General features: G+C 59.4%; 13 protein-coding genes. 9 read left to right on the forward strand and 4 right to left on the reverse strand.

What is annotated here, in order from left to right; all coding sequences use genetic code 11:
• The gene (locus NXC24_RS24840) at positions 1-1,275 is read left to right on the forward strand and encodes an enolase C-terminal domain-like protein (RefSeq protein WP_104826091.1); all 1,275 of its coding nucleotides are present in this window, start codon (positions 1-3) and stop codon (positions 1,273-1,275) included.
• A gap of 68 nt (positions 1,276-1,343) precedes the next feature.
• Positions 1,344-2,465 (forward strand): tyramine oxidase subunit B, encoded by a 1,122-nt coding sequence (locus NXC24_RS24845; protein WP_104826092.1) that lies wholly within the window; start codon positions 1,344-1,346, stop codon positions 2,463-2,465.
• A gap of 93 nt (positions 2,466-2,558) precedes the next feature.
• Here the strand turns inward: NXC24_RS24845 and NXC24_RS24850 are convergent, their stop codons facing one another.
• Positions 2,559-3,797 (reverse strand): FAD-dependent oxidoreductase, encoded by a 1,239-nt coding sequence (locus NXC24_RS24850; RefSeq protein WP_104826093.1) that lies wholly within the window; start codon positions 3,795-3,797, stop codon positions 2,559-2,561.
• A gap of 13 nt (positions 3,798-3,810) precedes the next feature.
• Positions 3,811-4,017: a tautomerase family protein gene (locus NXC24_RS24855; protein ID WP_104826094.1), complete on the reverse strand. Its 207-nt coding sequence runs from the start codon at positions 4,015-4,017 to the stop codon at positions 3,811-3,813.
• A gap of 228 nt (positions 4,018-4,245) precedes the next feature.
• On the opposite strand from NXC24_RS24855, the gene NXC24_RS24860 reads away from it, so the two are divergent.
• The gene (locus NXC24_RS24860; RefSeq protein WP_281060758.1) at positions 4,246-5,004 is read left to right on the forward strand and encodes a shikimate dehydrogenase; all 759 of its coding nucleotides are present in this window, start codon (positions 4,246-4,248) and stop codon (positions 5,002-5,004) included.
• 20 nt (positions 5,005-5,024) lie between these two features.
• Here NXC24_RS24860 and NXC24_RS24865 read toward each other — a convergent pair whose 3' ends face one another.
• Both NXC24_RS24865 and NXC24_RS24870 read right to left on the reverse strand, forming a co-directional pair.
• The gene (locus tag NXC24_RS24865; protein WP_104826095.1) at positions 5,025-5,762 is read right to left on the reverse strand and encodes a GntR family transcriptional regulator; all 738 of its coding nucleotides are present in this window, start codon (positions 5,760-5,762) and stop codon (positions 5,025-5,027) included.
• Between the two features lie 185 nt (positions 5,763-5,947).
• Positions 5,948-7,666, reverse strand: a complete 1,719-nt coding sequence (locus NXC24_RS24870) for an aconitase X (RefSeq protein ID WP_245464146.1) — start codon at positions 7,664-7,666, stop codon at positions 5,948-5,950.
• A gap of 274 nt (positions 7,667-7,940) precedes the next feature.
• Here NXC24_RS24870 and dapA point away from each other — a divergent pair, with 274 nt between their 5' ends.
• The 6 genes from dapA (at position 7,941) to NXC24_RS24900 (ending at position 14,238) form a co-directional block, all read left to right on the forward strand.
• Positions 7,941-8,819 (forward strand): 4-hydroxy-tetrahydrodipicolinate synthase, encoded by an 879-nt coding sequence (dapA, locus tag NXC24_RS24875; RefSeq protein WP_104826096.1) that lies wholly within the window; start codon positions 7,941-7,943, stop codon positions 8,817-8,819.
• Between the two features lie 63 nt (positions 8,820-8,882).
• Complete coding sequence (locus NXC24_RS24880; protein WP_104826097.1) at positions 8,883-9,917, forward strand: proline racemase family protein; 1,035 nt, start codon at positions 8,883-8,885, stop codon at positions 9,915-9,917.
• Between the two features lie 27 nt (positions 9,918-9,944).
• Positions 9,945-11,192 carry an FAD-binding oxidoreductase gene (locus tag NXC24_RS24885; protein ID WP_104826098.1) on the forward strand — a complete coding sequence of 416 codons (1,248 nt, stop codon included), beginning with the start codon at positions 9,945-9,947 and terminating at the stop codon, positions 11,190-11,192.
• Between the two features lie 25 nt (positions 11,193-11,217).
• Positions 11,218-12,693 carry an aldehyde dehydrogenase family protein gene (locus NXC24_RS24890; protein WP_104826099.1) on the forward strand — a complete coding sequence of 492 codons (1,476 nt, stop codon included), beginning with the start codon at positions 11,218-11,220 and terminating at the stop codon, positions 12,691-12,693.
• Positions 12,694-12,712: 19 nt separating this feature from the next.
• On the forward strand, positions 12,713-13,471 hold the full coding sequence (locus NXC24_RS24895) for an SDR family NAD(P)-dependent oxidoreductase (protein ID WP_104826100.1): 759 nt from the start codon (positions 12,713-12,715) through the stop codon (positions 13,469-13,471).
• Between the two features lie 11 nt (positions 13,472-13,482).
• Positions 13,483-14,238 (forward strand): SDR family NAD(P)-dependent oxidoreductase, encoded by a 756-nt coding sequence (locus tag NXC24_RS24900; protein WP_104826101.1) that lies wholly within the window; start codon positions 13,483-13,485, stop codon positions 14,236-14,238.
• Positions 14,239-14,321 lie beyond the last annotated feature (83 nt).

Here is a 14,321-nt window from a genome sequence, read left to right on the forward strand (position 1 = left end):
ATGGAAGACAGGATCGCATCCATCCGGGCACAGCAGATCATCGACTGCAAATGCCGCCCTGCCGTCGAGGTGGAGATACGCACCGAAAGCGGCGCGATCGGCCGGGGCGCCGCGCCGACCGGTACTTCCGTGGGCATGTATGAAGCATTTGTCCTGCGCGACGGCGACCCCAGGACCTACAAGGGACTGAGCGTCCATAAGGCGGTCGACAATGCGGTGAACCTCATCGGTCCCGCGCTGATCGGAATGAACGTATTCGACCAGCGCGCCATCGATGAGAAGATGATCGCGCTCGATGGTACTCCGGACAAGAGGAATCTCGGCGGCAATACCATTTACTCGGTGTCCATCGCCGCTTTCCGTGCGGCGGCCGATGCGCGCCGGATACCACTATACGATCACATTGCCGGCGGCGGGATCAAGACCGTGCCTGTGCCCTGTTTCAACGTGATCAATGGCGGGCGATACGATGGGTTCACTCAGGCGTTCAACGAATTCCTGATCGTCCCCTATGGCACTGACAGCGTCGACTATTCGATCGAAATGGCAGTGAGCGTTTTCGAGAAGCTTGCCGACATATTGAAGGATCATCTGGGGCATAAGCCGCAGGTAGCGAGCTCCTACGGCTATGCGGCACCCTCGGACGACCCTGAGGTGGTGCTCGGGCTTATGCAGAAGGCCATCGACCAATGCGGACTGGCCGGCCGGATCGCCTTCGCGCTCGATTGTGCCTCAAGCGAGATGTTCGACCGGGAAACCGGCACTTACCTCCTGAAAGGCAAGCGGGTTTCATCGGACGATCTGATTGCCTATGCGAAGTCGCTGACCGAGAAATTCAACCTGGTTTTCATCGAGGACCTGCTCGATGAAAATGATTGGGCGGGCTACAGCAAGGCTGTTCGGGCATTGGACCGCACCATCGTCCTGGGTGATGACCTGACGGTGACCAACCTGGCGCTGCTTCGACGGGCTCATGAGACGCGGGCCGTGGACGGTTTTGTCCTCAAGCCAAATCAGGTCGGCACGGTCACGGAAGCAATGGATGCTTACCGCTTCGCCGAGGAGCACGGGATGATCGCCGTGCCGTCCGGACGCTCCGGCGGAGTGGTCGATGATGTCGTGATGGATTTCTCGGTCGGCCTGCAAGTCCCATTCCAGAAGAACGGTGCGCCCCGCTCGGGCGAGCGCATTGAAAAGCTGAACTTCCTGATGCGCGCAAATGCGAGAAGCCCCGGCTGCCGCCTCTACGACATATCGCCACTTCTCAAATTCTGACGCGGCGTTCGCGCCCGCGGCAGCAAACTGCATGAAATGCTCAACGCCTCTCAGAAAAGGTTGCCCCAATGTATCCTAAGATCGACTTTCTCTATCTTTCAGAGCCGGACATGATCGCCGCCGGCGTGCTTGACGCCGAACGTTGCGTGACCGTCTGCGAAGAGACCTTCAGCCTGCTTGGCGAGGGTGACTATCTGATGGGCGGCGCCAATCACAACAATCACGGCATGAACATCGTTTTCCCCAAGGAGACGAAGTTTCCGAATATGCCGGTCGCAGGGCCGGACCGCCGTTTCGCCGCGATGCCCGGCTACCTCGGTGGACGCTTCGATGTATGCGGCAACAAATGGTATGGCTCCAACCACGCCAATGCCGAAAAGGGATTGCCGCGTTCCATTCTGACGATGATGATCAATGATAAGGATACCGGCGCGCCGCTGGCGCTGCTGTCGGCGAATCTTCTGAGCGCGGCGCGTACGGGCGCCGTGCCTGGCGTGGCGGCGAAGCACCTTGCCAATCCGGATGCGAAGATCGTGTCGGTCGTCGGCTGTGGTCCGATCAACAAGGCTTGTTTCACGGCGATCATGACTCAGCTCAAGGCGGTCGAGAAGGTTGTCTGCTTCGACCTCTTCCTGGACAAGGCAAACGAGTTTGCCCGCTGGGCCGAAGGAAAATACGGCGTCACAGCCGTTGGCGTGGACGAAACCGAGGCCGGTTTTCGCGACGCCGATGTGATCACCGTCGCCGCCTCGCGCCTGAAGCCGCTTCATTTCAAGGACGAATGGATCAAGGACGGCGCAACCATTCTCGTGTCAGGCCCGGTCAATACCGACGAATCCTTCCTTACCGGATGCAAGATCGTCTACGACCATACGCCTTTGCAGGAGGCCTATGTCGAGGATGCAATCGCGTCGGGCAATAAGGATGCCTATTACAGCGGCGTCATCGGCGGCCCGTTTTATCGGCTGATCGATGCCGGCAAACTGCCTCCGCTGAAAGAGTCGACCGGCCTTGGCGATGTCGTCAACGGCAAGAAGCCGGGTCGCGAGAGCGCGACCGAGCGGGTGATTTTCATCGCCTGCGGTATGGCGGTTTTCGACATTAGCTGGGGCTTCGAAATGTATCAGAGCGCCAAGGAAAAAGGCATCGGCCAATCGCTCAATCTCTGGGACAAACCAAGCCTGTCTTGATGAAGACGCGCCGGCCGCGACAGACCGTCGTGGCCGGCTTTTCAGGCATGCATCATGTCTGATCGAGTTCCCATGAGATTGTTGCGCTCGGCGTCAGAAGCGGGTGGAACGATAGGGGGACAGATCCAACCCCGGAGTTCGGCCGGCGATGAGATCGGATATGATCCTGCCGGTCGTTGCGCCAAGGGTCATTCCCACCTGTCCGTGGCCGAATGCCAGAACGACGTTGTCATGGTTTGGCGCGCGGTCGATAACGGGCAGAGTGTCGGGCATGAATGGCCTCGGCCCCATCCATTGTTGTCCACCCGAGATGTCGAGCCCCGGCAAAATGCCGACTGCCTTGCGCGCAATAATGTTGGCGCGCTCGAAGTTCGGACGCGGGTCGAGGCCGGCAACCTCTATGGTTCCTCCAATTCGCAAACCGCTTTCCATCGGCGTCAGCACGAAGCCGCCATTGGCGTAAAGCACGGCGCGGTTAAGCTTTACCCCCGGTTTCGGCAGGTGATGGTGATATCCCTGAAGCGCCGCAATGGGTACCTCGATGCCGAGATGGCGCACGAGCTTGCCGCTCCAGGCGCCGGCACAGATTGCCAGACGGCGAATGCTCAGCCTTTCTCCGCCTGCGAGATGAACGGTCACCGCCTTTTTGCCATCCGTCTCGATGCGCTCGACGGAGGCAGTACGAAGCTTGCCGCCTCGCGAGACGTAGAACTTGGTAAGCCGCTGTTGCACCAGCCCTGGATCGGAGAACTGCAACCACCCTTCCAGCAGCACCCCGCATGAAATCGGGCCGTCGAGAGCCGGTTCGAGTGATCGCAATTCCTCACCTGTGAGGAACCTGTGATTGAAGCCATGCTGCCGACGAAGGTCCCACGAAAACTGATCGGCTTCGTAATCGGCCTTGGAGTTGAAGGCCATGATGTTCTCTGCCGGCACAAGATTGTCGGATATGCCGACTTGCGCAAACAATGCCTTATAGTCGTCCTCTGCCCTGTTCGTCAGAGGCGCCATAGCTTTGGCAATCTCAAGAACGCGCTTTCGCCGTCCGGACCAAAGGAAACGCAGCAGCCAGGGCATCTGCGTAATCATCTCCTTTGGGCGCACGAACAGCGGGCTTTCCGGATCGAGCAGCCATTTCGGTATTTTGGTGATGACCCCGGGCTTGGAAATGGGAACCACCTCTCCCACGGCAAGAAGGCCGCAATTGCCGTAGCTTGCGCCTTCGGTTGCAATTCCACGATCGACGAGTTCGACCGAAAAACCCTCATTTTGCAAAGCAATGGCCGTACATACGCCTATGATACCACCGCCAATGATCGTCACATCGCTCACGGGCTATGCCTCTTCAACTTGCTTTGGAGGCTGCCGCATGGGGAGTTGATATGACGCCGCCGACCGCCCAGTTGCCTCTTTCGACTTCACTGAAAACGATCTGCACGTCCTTGATCCCGCAGCCCGCGATCCTGGCAAGTTCCTTCGTGAAGACCTCGGCAATTTCATTCTTTTGCTGCTGGCTACGGCCACTTAACATTTCAACTCTGACGACGGGCATGGGGATCTCCGGTTTTGCTCAAGCAGTCGAACGGCTCTCATCAAACCGCTTCCGCTTCAGCTGGCACTTGTCCAGGACCGCGCTTGACTGCTGAAAAAGATATTGCATATCTAATGTCGACATTCCATAGGCAATATGCAAGGATTTGAAAATTGCGCATCACACAGGATGCTCAAATCTGCAGAAAGGCTTGCGCGCATGATTTCCGGAAAGACGAAGATTTTCTATATGCTGGCGGATCCGATCGGACACGTCAGGACGCCCGAGGTGATCAATCCGGTCTTCGCTGCGCGGGGCATCGATGCTGTGATGGTGCCAATTCACTATACGCCAGAGGATTTCGTGCTCGGCTGGTCGGCGATGAAGCGGACAAAGAATCTGGGCGGAATCGTCGTCAGCGTACCGCTAAAAGAGCAGGCGCTTGAGCTTGCTGACGAAGCCGATGATGTTGCCAGCGAGCTGGGGGCCGCCAACGTGATCAGGAGAACCGACGACGGCCGGATGATCGCGACAAATTTGGATGGGCGAGGCTTCCTTCGCGGCGTGCTGAATGAAGGGGTTGATGCCCGCGATCGAAGAGTATTGTTGGTCGGGGCCGGTGGTGCCGGGAAAGCGATTGCATTCAGTCTGGCAAAAACCGGTTGCCGTTCCCTTCGGGTAAGCGACGTCGATGGCGCGCGCGCTCAGGCGCTGGTCCACGAGATCAGCAGGCGTTATCCCGATTTCGATGTCACCACCTCGGGCAACCATCTCGCTGATATCGATTTGCTGATCAACGCCACGCCATGCGGCCTATATCCGGACAAGGACCCGTTGCCGGTCGACGTCTCGGAACTGCGGCCGGACATCATGGTCGCCGACATCATTATGAAGCCGCGCGAAACGCCGCTGCTGAAAGCCGCCCAAGCGGCCGGTTGCGAAATCCGCTATGGCGCAGGCATGCTCGACTCGCAGATTGACCTAATGGTCAGCTATTTTGGATATTAGAAACGCATCGGAGCGGCGGTCTATTTCCCATAATCGAGTGAGAGCTTGGCCGTCAGATTCTGGTTCAGGAACTCCATGAACCGGCCTCTGAACTGGACAGCATGCAAATGCGCCTGATGTTCCGCGGCGTCGGCATTTTGTTCCTCGATGGCGGCAACCATTGCCGTATGGCCTTCCGCCAGCTCTTCGACGGAGAGGTTCGGATCCAGCGATTGATATTTGAAATGAAAGAACAAGAGGCGTCGCCCCTCCTGCAGGAGGCGGCGATATGAATCGGCGAAGTAGGAGTTTCTGCAGGCGTAGGCAATGGACATATGAAATTCGAAGTTCTTCTCGATCATTCCGATGCAATCACCGGAGATCAACGCCTTCTGAGCCTCGACCTCGTAGTTTTTCTGGGCGGCACGGATCTTTGTGAAGTCCGCACTCGTGCGATGTAGTGCAGCAAGGCGCGTTACCACGCGCTGCAAAAGATCCAGGGCATCCAGGAATTCCGGCATTTTGTCGAATTCCATCGGCGTTACGATCGTGCTGCGGTTCGGCAGAATTTGAACCAGTCCTTCGCCTGAAAGCCGGACCAGGGCTTCCCGAATGGGCGATCTCGACAGGTCAAAGCGCTCGCTGAGACTTATTTCATCCAGAGGAGCGCCAGGAGCGATATGAACGCGCAGGATATCATCGCGGAGCTTTTGGTAGACACGAGAGCTGCCCGTCTCCTTGGGCGTTTCGGCTTTTTGATCGGTGCGCTGTTCTCGCATCCTGTACTCCTAAATCGCTGCCTCGCGTTTCGCGGTGGTCACCTGTTGTCAATGACCTGACTCTGCGCCGCACGCAACGTTTTTTGCCTGCCGAAGCAGGCTGAGTTATTTGTCGACATTAAAACTACAATTCTTGCGGTCAACAAGTTTCGGCATTGGAACAGGAAATCAAGCGGAGACTTTTGTCAGACGGACAGCCAAGCGGGAAGGGCGAGATCGACATAACCCTTGCATGCGGCATCCACACACCGCTCCAAGCTTCCGAAATAGAAGCCCTTGTTGACCGCGGCGGGGCCGTAGTGGGCATATTTTCCTGAGTTCGTCAGGATATTTCTGACTTCACGCGCCACAACAGGTTCGCCGATCAGACACCAGCAGGTATCGTTCATGAACTTGCCGCCGAAGTCGGAGATTGTCTTCACATAACCTGCAGCCTTTGCCTTTTCGAACACGTCGCGTCCGCAGGTGATGATGAGACTGACGCCGTCAGCCTTTTTTCTGCCGGCGCATAGTTTGGAAAGTCGCTCGCATTCCGTCAGCGAAAAGTGGGGATTGCCGAGGGAAACGAGGTCCACGTCTGGTGTGACGGCGTTGTTCAACTCGTGCCAGGTTTCCGTCAATTCCTCGACACTGACGATATGGCTTCTGCAATCGGAAGCTCCCGTTGCTTCCTCGACAGTCCCGGCTTCCGGAGTAATGCTTACGATATGGAACATCGCCGCCGCGGAGGTGGTCGCAAAAGCTGCGCCGAACGCCTTGAGGTCATCACGCGAAATCGCCAGGTCTTCCAGCCCGCAAATCACAGGTATGTCGTTCGTAGCAATCTTTCCGATATGGTATCCCAGCGCAGGGTAATAGGAATCGTCCGGTTCGAGCGGCCGTGGGACATCGATCCTGAGCGTCGCAAGGCGCTTGGATTCCACATGGCAGTCGGCGTTCGGCGCGCGTCCCGTGATGGCGACCAGAATGTCGAGGTAGTCGGGATATTTCATCGTCCGCGCGCCCAGGACGGAATTTGCGAAGACGACCGCGTTTGACTCCGCCCACGCGATCTGCTGGCCGAATACCGGCGCGCCGTCGAGCAGATAGGGAGCGCAGGTGTAGGTCGGCTTGACGCCCATCTTCACATAGGTTTCCGCCAGCTCGTCAGATGGGAGGCCCATTTTGTCGTCGACTCCGAGGTGTTTCCATTGGCGGCGGTCGACGCAAAGGGCGTTCATAGACGAAGGCACCCTGACACGACCTCCCAAATCGAGGAGCCTTTTGGCGAATTCCAACCCTGCCGGGCCGTGATAGAAACATCCGTCGATATGCGCCATGTCGATATCGATGAGGCTGTTGGCACCTTCGAGCTGGGCGGTGCGTATGATGATCCGCATCGCGACCTTTCCAGCCTCCCCATACGCCCCGGCAAGGAAATGGCGATCGTTTTCCGTGAGATCGAAGCCATCTAGGTCGAGGTGTGGCAAGTCATCCCCGCCGGACACCGAAGATGGTGGAGTATCGAGGACCTCGACTGAACCGTGCCGCACGACCGCGTGGGAGGCGCTTGCCAGCGACGCGAAATCCTCGGGTTTGAGGCAAACAACTGGAATCCCCTTGTCGAAAAGCTCCTTGGCTATGATGACGCCAAGGGTGAGGATCGTCTCCCTGTGCTGGAAAATGAGGGCTTTCGGGGCGTGCCCGTTCATCAGGAGCTCGAATATCGCAAGGCTCCCGGCGCATGATCCCCGTCCGCTGGGAATGGCCAGTACCTTTCCGCATACGCTTTTGCCATTAAGGGGATGATGGGTGTCGATGACCTCTCCCGTTTTCGGGTTCACCCCTCCCATGAAGCTAAGGCCGATATTCGCGAACAGAACCTCGCCAGCTTGCGCCCCCTGCACGAGACATTCTCCCAACATCCTGCACCTTCCTTCCCTGTTTTCTCGGTCGGACGCTTCTTGTCGTAGTCCATCACCGCAGACGCGTTGGATAGCGTTCGGCATGCTAATTTTTATGCTTGACTTTGTCGACATCAAGACGACATAAATATTCAGTCGACATCGAGACGACAGAATTCAGCCGCCCGCTGGTCCGTAAGATCCGATGTCTTCGGCCGCTTCCTGTCGAGTACGACACCGCGCCGGGAGCGCGTACTAGTCGCACGTGCCCAATTATTGAAACCGGAGACACCCAATGAAACTTTCAGGCGTCATGCCCGCTCTCGTCACGCCGTTCGACAAGAACAACAGGATCGACTTCAAGGCCTTCGAGAAGCTTCTCGCCCATTTGCGCGAAGCGGGGGTGACCGGTTGGGTTCCGAATGGCTCGACCGGGGAATATTTCAGCCAGTCCAACGAAGAGCGGCGCGATGTTCTGAAGTTCGTCCGCGATTTTGCCAAGCCAGGTGAAATCCTGATTGCCGGGACCAATGCGCCTGCCACCCGCGAGGTGATCGAGCAGACGGCGATGGCCAAAGATATCGGCTACGACACTGTCCTGCTCGCACCGCCCTTCTACACCCGCCCGACCCAGGAAGAGCTCATCAAGCATTACGAAACGGTGCTCGATGCGGTCGATGTCAATCTGGTCCTCTACAGCTATCCGGCAAAGGACGGTTCCGACATCAGCTTCGAACTGATGGACCATTTCGCTGACAATCCGCGCGTCATTGGCATCAAGGAAAGCTCCGGCGTGTTGCAGCGCGCCGTCGACATCGCCAGCCGCTACGAGGGCAAGATCCAGCTCGTCAGCGGCTCGGACGACATTGCGCTCGACTTTATGTTCTGGGGCGCCGAATCCTGGATTTGCGGCCCGTCCAACTGCATGGCCAAGGCATGCTGCGATCTCGACCGCACCTATAAGGCGGGAGACCTCGGCAAGGCCCGCGAGATGATGAAGACGCTCTACCGCGCCATGAACATCCTCGAGTCAGGCAAGTTCGTGCAGAAGATCAAATATGGCTGCGAATTGCAGGGCATGCCCGTCGGCGAATGCCGCGCGCCGCTCGGCCCGCTCACCGATGCCGAGAAGGCGGAATTCAAGGCGGCGATGGAACCGATCCTGAATTGGTAACCGACGTTGCGGAGTGGCGTGCTGCCGCTCCGCGATTTCATTGGTATTCGGGGGAGATTTGAGATGCGCTTCAAGAAAGTCCTGTCCGTGGTCGATTGCCATGCCGAGGGCGAAAGCGGCAAGGTCATCGTCGGTGGAGTCGGCCAGGTGCCGGGCAAGACGATGTTCGACAAGAAGCTCCATCTCGAAGCTCAGATGGACGACATCCGCAAGATGGTCCTGTTCGAACCGCGCGGCGCCGTCTGGCACAACGCCAACATCGTCCTGCCGTCGAACCACCCGGATGCTGATATGGGCTACGTCATCCTCGAGACGACTGAGTACCCTGCTATGTCCGGGTCGAATACGATGTGCGTGGCGACGGTTCTTCTGGAAACGGGGATCCTGCCGATGCAGGAACCCGTCACCAACCTGACATTGGAGTCGCCGGCAGGCCTGATCCGCGTTCGGTGCGAATGCTCGGACGGCAAGGTGACAAGCGTCCGCCTCGTGAACCAGCCGGCGTTCTGCTACCACATCGACCGTTACATCGAGGTCGCCGGGCTTGGTAGCGTGCGCGTCGACATCGTCTATGGCGGGATGACCTACACCATGGTCGATGCCGCCGATCTCGGCTTTGCGATCGATCCCTCCGAAGCGCGCGATCTCTGCGAAGTTGGCCAGAAGCTGAAGTTCGCGGCCGCCGAACAACTTGCCGTCGAGCATCCCGAAAACCCCGCCATTCCGGGTATCACCAATACCGAATTCATGGGGCCGTTGCGGCGCGAGAACGGGCAACTCGTCTCAAGAAATTGCGTCGTCGTTTCGCCGGGCCGCTGCGACCGCTCGCCCTGCGGCACGGGCTCGTCGGCAAGGCTCGCATTGCTGCATGCCAAGGGTCTCATGAAGGAGGGAGAAACCCTCATCCATGAATCGATCACGGGCAGCAGGTTTACCTGCACCATTGATGGGCTGGCGAAGGTCGGCCGCTACGATGCCGTCGTTCCCGCCATCGCAGGACAGGCTTGGATCACCGGCCTATACCAGATGGGCATGGATCCGACGGACCCCTATCAGCAGGGTTTCACGGTGGCTGACACCTGGATGACCACCGTCTGAGAAAGCCTCCCGGAGAGAGTTGAGAATATGAAGTCGGAACGGAACCTTGTGGTGGTCGGAGCGGGTATCATCGGCGTTGCCATCGCCTATGAGCTTCAGCGCCGCGGCAAGTCAGTGATCATTGTCGACCGGGACGAGCCGGGCCGGGGTGCTTCGTTCGGCAACATGGCCTCCATCGCCGTCACCGAGTTCATGCCTGCGTCGCGCCCCGCCATCTGGAAACAGATGCCGAAATGGCTGCTCGATCCGGAAGGGCCGGTGAGGGTACGGCCGTCCTACATGCCGAAACTCACGCCTTGGTTCGCGCGCTTCCTGGCCGCCAGCAGGCGATCCAAGCTGAGGCAGCTCGAAGGGCAGGGAGCCGCACTCTGCAAGCGTGTCTACGAGGATTTGCTTCCGCTCCTTCGAGACACGGGCCTGTCTGACATGCTGACGGAGGAAGGGTGCCTCGCGCTCTACGCCAACGATGCCGAACTTGCCGCCGACCGCGATCATATCGAAATTCTCGAACGCTTCGGTTTTGTGCACAGGCATCTCGGGCGCGATGATGTCCGCGCGCTGGAGCCGGAGATCAGTGATCGGATCACTAGGGCAGTCCTGTTTCCCGACAATCGCTCCATTCGCGATCCTTACAAGCTGGTGGTCGGCATATTCGACAAGTTCAAGGAACTTGGCGGGAAATTCATCAAGGGCGACGTCGCTGGATTCGACAGTTCGGCTTCGGGTGTGGATGCCGTCAGGCTCGCAGATGGCCGTGCCATCGGCACGGACCAGCTCGCGCTCTGCGCCGGAGCCTTCACGGCGCGCATATCGAAACAGTTCGGAGAGCCGATCCCGCTCGAGACCGAACGCGGATACCATACGCAAATCATGTCCCCCGGACTTGGTCTTCGTCATTCGATCATCTGGCCTGCAAAAGCCTTCATGGTGACCCCGACCGCCGGTGGCCTGCGTGTCGGCGGGACCGTCGAGATGGCAGGGCTGGATGCTTTGCCGGACTACCAGCGTGCCAAAGTACTGGTTAAGCGCGCTCGCGAAGCTCTCCCCGGCCTGAAAGTGGAAGGCACCAGTGAGTGGATGGGACACCGACCCGCACTGCCCGACACGGTTCCGATCATTGGTCGCTCTGCCAAGATCACCAACCTCCTCTACGCCACTGGCCACGGGCATCTTGGCTTGACCTATGCGGCGACCACGGCCCGCATCATCGGCGATCTTGCCACGGGCGCGCCGCCGCCGCTCGACATCAGGCCTTATCGCGTCGACCGCTTCTGACACGTTCAACACGGGAGAAACACCAATGCGCACGGAACTCTATATCGACGGGCAATGGACGCGCCCCCTCAAAGGCGGCACCTTCCCGATCGTCAATCCCGCGACCGAAGAGGTCGTTCATCATGGCCCGCTGGGCACGGCGGAAGATGTCGAGCTTGCCGTCCGGGCGGCGCGGCACGCATTCGATCAGGGTCCCTGGCCAAAGATGCCCGGCACCGAACGGGCAAAATACCTTCGGGCGATCGGCGCCGGTATCCGCGATCGGTTGCAGGAACTGGCACGGCTGGAAACCATAGACAACGGCAAGCCTTTGCCGGAAGCCGAGTGGGACATCGCCGACGCTGCCGGTTGCTTTGATTTCTATGCCGACCTCGCAGAGGGTCTCGACAAAAAGCCGGAGGAAGCAATCACGCTCGCCGACGGCCGTTTCGTCTCCAAGGCGGTCAAGGAACCTGTCGGTGTCGCCGCCGCCATCATTCCCTGGAACTTTCCGCTGCTGATGGCCGCCTGGAAGGTCGCGCCGGCGCTGGCTGCGGGCTGCACCATGGTCCTCAAGCCTGCCGAACTGACCTCGCTGACGGCGCTCGAACTCGGCGCGATCGCACAAGCTGCCGACCTGCCGCCGGGCGTCCTCAACATCGTGACGGGTGCAGGCTCGGTGGCCGGCCAGGCGATGGTCGACCACCCCGATGTCGACAAGCTCGCCTTCACCGGTTCGGGGCCAGTCGGCTCCAAGATCATGCAGGCGGCGGCGCGCGACATCAAGCGCGTCAGCCTTGAGCTTGGCGGCAAGTCGCCCTTTATCGTCTTCGAAGATTCCGACATCGACGCGGCGGTCGAATGGGTCATGTTCGGCATCTTCTGGAATCAGGGCGAGGTCTGCTCGGCGACGTCGCGTGTGCTCGTCCAGGAAGGCATCTATGACCGGTTCATGGACCGCCTTGTCGAGGAGACGAAGAAGATCAAGATCGGCGATGGCCAGGAACCGGGCGTGCTGCTCGGGCCGATGGTGTCGGAGAAGCAGATGAACCAGGTGCTGGCCGCAATCGAGAACGCTCGTACTGATGGTGCGAAGGTCACGGTTGGCGGCGGGCGTCCCGCGGGTTTCAACAAGGGATACTATGTCGAGCCGACCGTCCTCACCGACGTGCCTCTCGACAGCGATGCCTGGAAGGAGGAAATCTTCGGCCCGGTCGTCTGCGTAAGACCGTTCAAGTCGGAAGATGAAGCCGTGGCGCTTGCCAATGACAGCAGGTTTGGTCTCGCCGCTGCCGTCATGTCGAAGGACGACGCCCGCGCCGACCGCGTCGCGGCGGCCCTGCGTGCCGGCATTGTCTGGATCAATTGCTCGCAACCGACGTTCACCGAGGCGCCATGGGGCGGCTACAAGCAGTCGGGCATTGGCCGCGAGCTGGGTCGCTGGGGCCTCGACAACTATCTCGAAACCAAGCAGATCACCCGTTTCGTCAGCGAAGAGCCATGGGGCTGGTACATCAAGTGAATTGGGAGAAGGAATGGTTATGGACAATCCGCTAGATCGCATGAATGTCCTGGTCACCGGAGCATCCGGCGGCTTGGGCCAAGCCATCGTCGAACGCTTGGCGGCTGAAGGCGCGACGCCGATCATCCATTTCGCTCGGAATGAGGCAGCCGCGCATGCGCTGCTCGAAAGGATCGGTGGCAAAGGACACGTGGTTCAGGGAGATCTCTCCTCGCGAGAAGGTCCGGAAGAACTATGGAGCAAGGCAGTGCATGCCGCGCGACGTATTCATGCCGTGGTGAATGCAGCGGGCATCCGCACGGAGGTCGCCCTGACCGACAGCCTGGAGACTTGGCATTCCGCCTGGCAAGGCGAATTCCAGGTCAACCTGTTCGCTGCTGCCGACCTCAGCCGCAACGCCATATTGCATTTCAAGCAAAATGGCGGCGGACGGATCATCAATATCGCCAGCCGCGCGGGTCAGCGCGGCTATTCGGCCGACGCGATGGCCTATGGCGCATCGAAGGCGGCGCTGATCAATCTCACCAAGTCCATCGCGCGGAGTTTCGGCGGGGACGGCGTGACGGCCATCGCGATAGCTCCCGGCTGGATACGGACCGACATGGCCGAGGACTTCATCGCCAAGAATGGCGAGGCGGCTGCCGTCGCCGACATTCCCATCGGCGCTATGGCGTTGCCGGAGGAAGTCGCGGAACTGACCGCCTTTGTTCTCCGGCCGTCCCAGCGCTCGCTCAACGGCGCAACGCTCGACGTCAATGGCGGCAGCTACATTCGATAGGGGGATAGAAAATGCAGCGATTTGAAAACAAGGTTGCGATCGTAACGGGTGCAGGTGGAGGCATCGGCTCGGCGATCGCCAAGCTGCTGGCAAGCGAGGGCGCCTATGTCGTGGTCACCGACATGAACGGTGATGCCGCCAGCACTGTCGTCGCGGAAATTGAGGCAGCCCATGGAGAGGCGGCAGCCATCGTGGCGGACATCGCCAACGGCGAGTCCTGCCGCGAACTCATCGCGGAGGTTATCGGCAGGAAGGGGCATATCGACATTCTTTGCAACAATGCCGGGATCAACCGCCGCGGCAATCTGCTTTCCGTTACGGAGGAGGATTGGCGGCTGAGCTTCGCGGTGAACATCGATTCCATGTTCCATCTCTGCAAAGCGGTCATTCCACATATGATCGAGGCAGGCGGCGGAGCAATCGTCAACACGGCCTCGCAGTGGGGTCTCCATCCCGCGCCGAACCATATTGCCTATAACGTGACCAAGGCCGCTGTTGCCTCCTTCACCCAGAATCTCGCACGCGACTACGCGCCCCACAAAATCCGGGTCAACGCCGTCTGCCCGGGTGAAATTCACACCCCGATGCTGGAGGCCGGCGTCATTCGTTCGGGCCGCACCATCGCCGACCTGGACAGGCTGGTTCCCTTCGGCCGGATCGGCAGGCCGGAAGAAGTGGCGGCGCTCGTCGCCTTCCTCGCCTCGAACGAAGCGGAGTTTATGTGCGGCTCATTGGTGGAGATAACAGGCGCACAGGCAGTTGCGTAAGCTTCTACTGAGGCGATGGCGGCCCGTTCAGAAGGGCCGCCGGAGATGTACGCCGGCTGTTCCTGGAACGATGACCGTCGAGA

Origin of the sequence: Rhizobium sp. NXC24, from assembly GCF_002944315.1 — a bacterium.
Taxonomy (GTDB): domain Bacteria; phylum Pseudomonadota; class Alphaproteobacteria; order Rhizobiales; family Rhizobiaceae; genus Rhizobium.